We start from the raw sequence: 8,809 nt of genomic DNA, 5'->3' as shown, positions 1-8,809 counted from the left end.
CGACTACCAATAATCCACTAGCAAGAGCGGTTACACAGAATTATTTACACCCTCTGACTATGGGGCTATAGCTGTATGAAACTGTCCGAAGTGTTGTTATTCAACAGAATTTAAGCTCTATTTTGGAGAAAAGGCAACCGCCGAAAACGCCTGATACTGACTCAGAAACACCTCACCAGATAGTTTTTGAAGGAAATTACTCTTTACCAGCCGATCCATGACCGGTCCTTTAACTTCAGACAGGTGAAACTTGACTCCTTTATTCGACAGGTTAGTGCTGATGGACTCCAATACTTCCAGGGCGCTCCAATCTATCTCATTAACCGCGCTACACATCAAAATTACATGCTTAATTCGATGCTCGCTGGAAAGGTTTGTATAGATACGCTCCTCTAGCACACCAACATTGGAGAAGATTAAACGACCATCCACACGAAAAGTAAGAACTTCAGGAGTAGTTTTTACGTTGTGTCGATAGATATTTCGAAAATGCTCGGTACCCTCCACCAACCCCACTTCTGCAATATGGGGCTTTGATGCCCGGTAGATAAACAGCAACAGCGAAGCCCCCACCCCACAGGCTACGCCTTGCTCAACCCCTAATAATAGGGTGGCCGCAATAGTTAGCAATACGGCAATAAAGTCAGTTTTGGAGAAGTGCCAAGTCTTTCGCAAAATCGAAAAATCCACCAGTGAAAGAACAGCGACAATAATGGTGGCGGCCAGTGTAGTTTTGGGAAGGTAGTAAAGAAGCGGCGTCAGAAAAACTGTAGCCAGCCCAATAGCGACCGCAGTAAACAAGCTGGCAAACTGGGTTTGTGCACCGGCGGCATCATTTACTACTGAGCGGGAAAAACCGCCACTTACCGGAAAGCCGCCGGAAAGTCCCGACCCTATATTGGCCAACCCCAACGCCACCAACTCCTGGCTTGAGTCAATTCTGTGTCGACGTTTTGCAGCCAATGTCTTTGCCACAGATATGGATTCGACATAACCAATAAGCGCAATCATCAATGCGGGTACTGCCAGTGGCTGCAGCAGAGCGAAAGACAAAGTCGGCCAAGTGAATTGCGGCAGGCCGGCAGGAATAGCGCCAACGAGCGCCACCTCCCGCGCCTCATAATCCAGCCAATAAGACAATCCGATGGTTGCCAGGACACACGCAGCCGGTGCGGCTTTTGCCGCCAATTCCGCATTGGGCACCGCCATTCCCAATTTTTGGAGCCACTGCGCTGCGTAGGCGCGAGCTAAATAGAGAAACATAATCACCCCCACCCCAATAGCCAGGGTCAGCGCATGATGACGGCTGAAACTCTCAAGTAGCGACGGCACAAGCTCCAGCAAGGTATCCCCCCCGGCTGTCACTCCGAGCAAATGACGCAGCTGGCTGAGCGCGATCAGTAGAGCTGAGGCGGTAATAAAGCCAGAGATCACCGGGTGCGAAAGAAAATTGGCAAGAACGCCTAGGCGCAATCCCCCCAAGAGAGTCAACCCCCCCCCAGACAGTAGCGCCAGCATCGCTGCGGCAGTCACATAGTCCACCTCCCCACGAGCCGTCACCTCACCTAAAGCCGCGGCACTCATCAAGGAAATGACGGCAACCGGTCCCACCGACAAGGTTCGACTGGAGCCCAATACTCCATAAACTACGAGAGGCACCATACTCGCATAAAGCCCCACTTCAGCAGGCAAACCGGCAAGCAGGGCATAGGCGAGCGATTGGGGGATCAGGAGCATGGTGACAATCACAGCCGCCAACAAGTCACGATTTAATGTTTGCCGGTCGTAGGATTGGGCAGTGGTCAAAATGGGGAACCACCGAGAGAGATACTGCATCAGCATAATTATTGGCTTTCCACGCTCTCAGATCTTGGACCTGGCACTCACCTTTTGGCTCGACAGGGTATTAAACAAAGCAATGCCGGCACTGGCAAATACCGCAAAAAAATATACTTACGCTTCAACCGTTAACAGTACAGCGCCAATATCAAATCCAGCCGCACTAGCTTGGCTGTGGAGTTGCTTTTTATCTGCGCCCATCATAATTCTTGCTCCTGCCCAAAGCTGGCTGGAGCGATTACCGGTCCGGCAAAATGCATGTATTTTTTCGCCGCCCTGCAATACCCCTCGAAAGGTTTCGCAGTGCTCCCGCGTCATGCGTCCACGGGTAAACGGAATGGCCAGAAACTTCAATCCGGCCTCCAGTGCAGCCTGCTCCATCTCTACATAAGAGGGATGAGCTTCGCTCTCCCCTTCTGGACAATTGCAGACCACCACCTGAACACCGCTCCGCGCCAGTGGCGACATCGCATCACAGACAATGTGCTCGGATACACTCACCTGATCATCCAGCTTTTTAATATCCATAACTTCCCCTTATTTCTGACTTTCAAACCGTTAGCCAATGACACAATCACAGAGTCTATAACTGGTTCAGCGGCACCTTTAAATAGACGGTGCCATTGGATTCCGCCGGAGGCAACCCGCCTGCGCGTATATTGACCTGAACCGAAGGGACAATCAGCCTCGGCAAGGACAGACTGGCATCACGCGTTTGGCGAATCGCCACAAACTCTTTTTCCGACACGCCATCACGCAAATGAATATTCTCTCTGCGCTGAGCACCCACACTGGTTTCACACTGATAATCCCGCTTACCTTTAGGTGGGTAGTCATGGCACATAAACATACGTGTCTGATCGGGCAAGGAAAGTATGTTACGCACTGAGTGATAGAGTTGTGATGCATCCCCGCCAGGGAAGTCACAGCGCGCACTACCCACATCCGGCAAGAACAAAGTGTCTCCCACAAACAGGGCGTCCCCGATTAACCAGACCATATCTGCAGGCGTATGGCCCGGACTGTAAATCACCCTCGCCCTCAGTTCGCCCACACGGAAAGTTTCATTGTCTCTGAAGAGATGATCGAATTGACTGCCATCCGCCAAAAACTCCCGTTCCAGATTGAAAACGTCGCGAAAGATCTTTTGTACCTGGCAAATCTGCTCACCAATGGCGATACGCCCGCCCAATTGGTCCCGCAGGTACGGTGCTGCGGACAAGTGATCTGCATGAGCATGAGTCTCCAGAACCCACTCCAGAGTCAGCCCTTTTTGCCGAATAAATGACACCAACGCTTCCGCTCCACAGCTACTGGTGCGGCCCGAGACTACATCAAAATTCAGTACCGAATCCACCACAACAGCAGAGCCACCCTCCCTGTCATAAACCACGTAACTCCAGGTCTCGGTTTCCCTGTCGAGAAACGGTTGCACTTGAGCAGACTGTTTTTCTTGTGGCATTTCATGCCCTCCTGCATTCGCTATACAAACAATATACAATGTGATAATATATAAAACAACATATTGTAATTCAGTGAATTGTTGGCCAAATCTATGCCAGATACCGAATCCCTAGACTTCGACAAAATGCGCGAGTCCGCCGGCCAGGCGGCCTCTATGCTGCGCTCACTTGCGAATCAGGACCGCTTGCTGCTGCTCTGCCAGCTTAGCCAGGAAGAGTTAAATGTTGGTGAACTGGAAGAGCGCCTGGACATCCACCAACCCAGCCTGTCCCAACAATTAGGTGTCCTGCGCCGCGAGGGGCTAGTCGATACACGGCGGGACGGGAAGCACATCTATTACCGGGTCGCGGACCCGCGGGTATTGGCCCTGCTGCAGACTCTCTACCAACTTTACTGCGCGGAGTAATTCCATGACCATCGACTGGATTGCTTTTACCCCAACCACCGCCCTGGCTGGCGGTGCTCTTATCGGGTTGGCCAGCGCCCTGCTACTCGCGTTCAACGGCCGTATCGCCGGTATCTCGGGGGTCATCGGCGGCCTGATCGAACGCCGGCCTGATTCGAGTTGGCGCTTGGCTTTTATTGCAGGATTATTAATAGGCCCCCTTGTCTGGCAGATCTTTGCCACCTTACCCGCAACCAAAATCGAAGCGAATTACTTCACCCTGATTACAGCCGGCTTACTGGTCGGCTTTGGCACACGCCTCGCTTCGGGTTGTACCAGTGGCCACGGTGTCTGTGGCTTGTCCCGACTCTCAGTACGCTCTCTCGGCGCCACAACGATCTTTATGGCGGCGGGCTTTGCTACTGTTTTTGTCATGCGCCACCTTTTGATGGGTTAACGAGTTTAAATCAATGAAAACTACCATAACCGCCCTATTGGCCGGCCTGATTTTTGGTCTGGGGTTATTGCTCTCAGGCATGGCAAATCCACAAAAAGTCCTGGGTTTCCTCGACCTTGCCGGTAATTGGGACCCCTCGCTGGGGCTGGTCATGTTCGGCGCTATTGCCGTTGGGCTACCCATTTTTCAGTTAATCAAAAGCCGCGGAAAGTCGCTGCTGGGGAAGCCACTGCAGCTACCCACAACAAGCAAAGTGGATCGCCGCCTAGTCATCGGCAGCCTACTGTTTGGTATCGGCTGGGGCCTGGCAGGCTTTTGTCCTGGCCCAGCCATTGTCGCCACCGGCACCGGGCAGCAAAAAGCGCTGCTGTTTACTCTGGCAATGCTGGCTGGTATGGGGCTTTTCCACCTTAGCAATCCCAAGCGTATCCAGGCAGCGGGGTAAATCACACACAGATCCAACCCTAAGGTACCCGCCGTCTATCTTATTTGAGCAGCTCACCAAAATTTGCGATAGGCAAGATGGAATAACAAAGGATGCGGGTACACCACCTTGTTCCTCCGTGGCTAAAACACTACCAACCCCGGTGGCTGATCGGCGACAGCATCGCCGCCCTACTGGCCAGCATGATGCTGATACCTCAGGCGCTGGCGTATGCCGCACTGGCTGGTCTACCCCCTTATCTGGGGCTCTACGCTGGGCTGCTCCCCCTGGTAGGGTATGCCCTGTTTGGCTCCAGTTCGGTTTTATCGGTAGGCCCCGTGGCAGTGCTGGCACTGATGACTGCTTCTGCACTCACCCCCATCGCCACACCGGGCAGTCCCGAATACATCAATGGCGCTATCCTACTAGCGCTGTTAAGCGGTATTTTGCTACTGATAATGGGGTTGCTCGGATTGGGCAGTCTCGCCAACCTCCTCAGCCTCCCCGTCGTCGACGGCTTTGTCTCCGGTGCCGCATTATTGATAATTGCCGGGCAAATCGCCCCCCTACTGGGTGTCGAAAGCGGGGGCGATACTGTCCTTGAAATACTGCTCAGTACTATTCGCCACCTGCCCAACACCGACAGAGAAGCGGCATTACTGGGGATTATTGCTTTATCAAGCTTAATTGCCGCGCGTCTGGGCTTGCCTTTTTTATTGAGGGAACTCGGAGTAAATCCAGCTAGGTCAAAACTACTATCACGGCTGGCTCCTATGTTAATCGTGGTAATCTCCATAGCGCTCACCGCTCTTTTTCACTGGGAAAAAGAGCTACCGGTTGTCGGCATTATCCCTGCAGGACTACCTGACCTCATAATTCCACCCTTCAGTCCGGGCCTGATCTATCAACTGCTTTTGCCGGCACTGATTATTGCCCTACTGGGCTTTGTTGAAAGCCTGTCCATTGCCCACTCCATCGCCCAGCGCCGAGGAGAAAAGCTCAATACCAATGCCGAGCTTCGTGGACTCGGAGCTTCCAATATAGTCAGCGCCTTTTCTGGAGGCTTTGCAGTGACCGGCAGTTTTGCACGAACCGCTGTAAATGACGAAAGCGGAGCAAAATCCCCTTTAAGTGGTGTAATAGCAGCAGGCTTTATTGCCCTCTTACTGCTATATGCCACCAAAGTGTTCACGGAACTACCTATCTGTGTGCTCGCTGCCACCATCATCGTAACGGCGGCAAACCTGATCAATTTCCGCGGCATGCTCCACCACTGGCACTACGATCGCACCGATGGGCTCGCTATGGCCGGCACGTTTTTAGGGGTCGTATTTTTTGGTGTAGAGACGGGGATTGGTCTGGGAGTCGGACTCTCTTTCGCCACTTTGATCTGGCGCGCCAGCAGACCACATATTGCCGTGGTAGGCCGCGTTCCCGGCACCGAACAATTCCGCAACGTATTGCGTCATGCAGTGAAAACTCAACCGGATATCCTGTTTCTGCGCATCGACGAAAACCTCTTTTTTAGCAATATCAATGCCATAGAGGAACGACTTTCTGTCGAAATCAAACGACACCGAAACACTCGCCACATGGTTCTGATTCTGTCCTCGGTCAACCGCATTGACAGCACAGCCATTGAACGCTTGCGACAGGTGAACAAAGATTTTCAAAGCCGCCATATCCAGTTGCACCTGGCGGAGGTAAAAGGACGGGTATTGGACCGCCTGGGACGCTCCCAATTACTGCAGGAATTAAGTGGACGAGTATTTCTGTCGCCTTACATCGCTGAGCTTGCTTTGCGTCATCACAAATTTGACGAAGATAGTCACAAACCCGGACCGTAACACCCTCAACTTGTAAGGCAACACCCAATACTGGCAAAATATCCAGTATTTGGGCGTAGGTACGATGAGCGGCAACACTCTCACTTCTGAACAACAGGCAATCGCAGACCACACCGGCGGGCACGCCAAGATTATTGCCGTTGCCGGCTCAGGCAAAACTACCGCCCTTTTACACTATGTTAAGAATCGCCTGGATGCCGCTATCCCCCCCGAACGCCTGCTGGTGCTGATGTACAATCGCAGCGCACGGGAGGATTTCGATCGCCGTATGCACCAGCTTACTGACGGCCCCACCCCATCAGTACATACATTCCACAGTGTCGGCTACCGTCTGTACCAGCGAATGATCGCCAACAATCACATCGCCGCCGCCAATCTAAGCCCCCTACCCCAATCTACAATCCAACTGCAAATCTGGAAGGCTATTGAAGAATGTGCCCCCACCCATGAGCTGGAGGAAATCCGCACGCGCAAACAATCGGAGATTGAGGCCGCAGAGTTTTTTATCGACTACACCAAAACCATTCTATCCGGGGATCTCAGCGCATTTCAGGCACTGAAGCTGGGTGATGAACATATGTATTTTTTACAAGTGTTTCGAGCCTTTGAAGTCTGGCGCCGCAGCCAAAATGCCGTCACTTACTCCGATCTGATTTACGACCCAGTCATGCTGCTCAGCCTCAATGAGCAAATGGCAGAGCAATACGGCAGTTGTTACGAGGACATCCTGGTGGACGAGTATCAGGACATCAACGAAATACAGCACTTTTTATTGCGTATTCTCTACGGAAAATCCGGCAATGTTATTGCCATTGGGGACCCGGATCAGACCATCTACGAATGGCGTGGTTCCAAACCGGATTTCCTGCTCACTTTTTTTGATGGCGATTTCCCTCCCTCAAATATTTACCACCTAAGCCGCACTTTCCGCTACGGTCATCAGCTCTCCCTGGCTGCCAACCACTTTATCGAAAACAACCGCGATCGCGCCGATATATTCTGCATTTCTGCCGATAAAGAGCGGAACACTGAAATTGAGCGGGTAGAAACCGACAAAGAGGGGCGCTGGCTGGTCGAGCACCTGCGCCGCTGCCAGCAGGAAGGCCTGCCGCCTACAGATATCGCCGTACTAGTACGCCTCTGGTCTATCGCAGCACCTATTGAGCTGGCGCTGTTGGCCAATAATATTCCTTACCGATCCGCCAGCCGCAATACCGTACTGTCACGCCGCGAATTGCGGCCGCTTTTCTGGAGCCTTAATATCGCCTCCGGTCGTTTTGCAAGGCTTCCCATTAAGCGGCGCCAACAGGGGCTATACGAGTGGCTGAACGCGCCCCACGTACGCATTCCGCGCAAAGTGCTGGAACCCGTTTGTTCCGCCCTCGCCTCCCGAGACAAGAGCTGGGGCAAACACCTGATTACCCTACTACCTGAAAACCTGAGCAAGCCCCAAACCAAACGCCTGCGCCAACGAGCAGAACTGCTCACCCAAATTGAAAGCTGGCGTGGTCACGCCGGTGAACTGCTGCGCCGGCATATCAGCGAACTGGGACTCCTCAGCGGCATCGCCGATGACGCCTTCACCCGTCAACAAGGAGAGGAACGGCAACAAACCAGCCTCGCCTTTTGCCAATATTTGGACACACTCAAGCAATCCCCGATTGAGGCCCTCACACATCTGCAAGAACTGCAGCGCCAGCACCGCGAGGGCGAACAGACCGAAGCAGGCTCAATCCAGATCACTACTATGCACCAAGCGAAAGGGCTGGAGTGGGATCAGGTAATTATTCCCAGCCTCACCCAGCACAATATGCCCTACCAACCCCAGCGGGATTTCAACACCCCCGCCTCCCTGGAAAGTGAACGCCGCCTGATGTACGTAGCCATGACCCGGGCAAAATCCAAGCTATTCTTGTTGGCCCCCACAGAAGCGGCCCAGCAAAAAGGCCCCGATGTCACCCAGCCATCGCTGTTTATCAATGAGATGCAACTCCCACTCAGCAGACTGATGGCAGATGCCCTACGCGAACGCCCCGAACAAATCGATACCGATATCCCCGTCTCTCGCCAAGCCCTCCATTACCTGGAGGCCTGCGATTACAACCCCAATATCAGTGCACCCCGCGCGCCCATGCGTAAACCGCAACCCGGCGAAGGCCTGCGGCACCGCAAACTCGGCCACGGACGGGTACTGAAATGGGAAGACCGTCGAATAGAGATACTGTTTAGTGACGGCAAGCCGCGGCGCTTTGATTGGGAGACTTTATCGCAGTATTTAATGTAATAAGAACAACCTTACAATAAGACTGAGGGTGTTCAAAACTCTGTGTCAGCCATAGCCTCAGAGGCTGATATATTTCTCCAGCCGATCTGGAAAGTGGATCGTTAGTTGT

The 8,809-nt window shown here is 52.9% G+C and carries 8 protein-coding genes; 5 read left to right on the top strand and 3 right to left on the bottom strand.

What is annotated here, in order from left to right:
- Nucleotides 1-117: 117 nt before the first annotated feature.
- From MO867_RS19255 to MO867_RS19245, 3 genes are all read right to left on the bottom strand, one after another.
- Nucleotides 118-1,842, bottom strand: coding sequence for a SulP family inorganic anion transporter (locus MO867_RS19255; RefSeq protein ID WP_252472150.1), 1,725 nt, complete (start codon nt 1,840-1,842; stop codon nt 118-120).
- 111 nt (nt 1,843-1,953) lie between these two features.
- The gene (locus MO867_RS19250; protein WP_252472149.1) at nt 1,954-2,367 is read right to left on the bottom strand and encodes a protein tyrosine phosphatase family protein; all 414 of its coding nucleotides are present in this window, start codon (nt 2,365-2,367) and stop codon (nt 1,954-1,956) included.
- Between the two features lie 55 nt (nt 2,368-2,422).
- The gene (locus MO867_RS19245; protein ID WP_252472148.1) at nt 2,423-3,301 is read right to left on the bottom strand and encodes an MBL fold metallo-hydrolase; all 879 of its coding nucleotides are present in this window, start codon (nt 3,299-3,301) and stop codon (nt 2,423-2,425) included.
- Between the two features lie 93 nt (nt 3,302-3,394).
- Here MO867_RS19245 and MO867_RS19240 point away from each other — a divergent pair, with 93 nt between their 5' ends.
- From MO867_RS19240 to MO867_RS19220, 5 genes are all read left to right on the top strand, one after another.
- Entirely contained in the window at nt 3,395-3,709 is a 315-nt protein-coding gene (locus MO867_RS19240) for an ArsR/SmtB family transcription factor (RefSeq protein ID WP_252472147.1), read from the top strand.
- A 4-nt stretch (nt 3,710-3,713) separates the two neighbouring features.
- Nucleotides 3,714-4,145 carry a YeeE/YedE family protein gene (locus MO867_RS19235; protein ID WP_252472146.1) on the top strand — a complete coding sequence of 144 codons (432 nt, stop codon included), beginning with the start codon at nt 3,714-3,716 and terminating at the stop codon, nt 4,143-4,145.
- A gap of 13 nt (nt 4,146-4,158) precedes the next feature.
- Entirely contained in the window at nt 4,159-4,590 is a 432-nt protein-coding gene (locus MO867_RS19230) for a YeeE/YedE family protein (RefSeq protein WP_252472145.1), read from the top strand.
- 92 nt (nt 4,591-4,682) lie between these two features.
- Nucleotides 4,683-6,416: a SulP family inorganic anion transporter gene (locus MO867_RS19225; protein ID WP_252472143.1), complete on the top strand. Its 1,734-nt coding sequence runs from the start codon at nt 4,683-4,685 to the stop codon at nt 6,414-6,416.
- Between the two features lie 64 nt (nt 6,417-6,480).
- Nucleotides 6,481-8,700, top strand: a complete 2,220-nt coding sequence (locus MO867_RS19220; protein WP_252472141.1) for an ATP-dependent helicase — start codon at nt 6,481-6,483, stop codon at nt 8,698-8,700.
- The last annotated feature ends 109 nt before the right edge of the window (nt 8,701-8,809 follow it).

This window comes from Microbulbifer okhotskensis, from assembly GCF_023895975.1.
Classification (GTDB): domain Bacteria; phylum Pseudomonadota; class Gammaproteobacteria; order Pseudomonadales; family Cellvibrionaceae; genus Microbulbifer; species Microbulbifer okhotskensis.
Note: the sequence above shows the minus strand (reverse complement) of the source record. Positions and strands in the feature narration are given on the sequence as shown.

Bases quoted from the DNA above. Each gene is read 5' to 3' on its own strand.
- MO867_RS19255 (WP_252472150.1), bottom strand. From the start codon at position 1,842: ATGCTGATGCAGTATCTCTCTCGGTGGTTCCCCATTTTGACCACTGCC.
- MO867_RS19250 (WP_252472149.1), bottom strand. From the start codon at position 2,367: ATGGATATTAAAAAGCTGGATGATCAGGTGAGTGTATCCGAGCACATT.
- MO867_RS19245 (WP_252472148.1), bottom strand. From the start codon at position 3,301: ATGCCACAAGAAAAACAGTCTGCTCAAGTGCAACCGTTTCTCGACAGG.
- MO867_RS19240 (WP_252472147.1), top strand. From the start codon at position 3,395: ATGCCAGATACCGAATCCCTAGACTTCGACAAAATGCGCGAGTCCGCC.
- MO867_RS19225 (WP_252472143.1), top strand. From the start codon at position 4,683: ATGCGGGTACACCACCTTGTTCCTCCGTGGCTAAAACACTACCAACCC.
- MO867_RS19220 (WP_252472141.1), top strand. From the start codon at position 6,481: ATGAGCGGCAACACTCTCACTTCTGAACAACAGGCAATCGCAGACCAC.
- MO867_RS19230 (WP_252472145.1), top strand. From the start codon at position 4,159: ATGAAAACTACCATAACCGCCCTATTGGCCGGCCTGATTTTTGGTCTG.
- MO867_RS19235 (WP_252472146.1), top strand. From the start codon at position 3,714: ATGACCATCGACTGGATTGCTTTTACCCCAACCACCGCCCTGGCTGGC.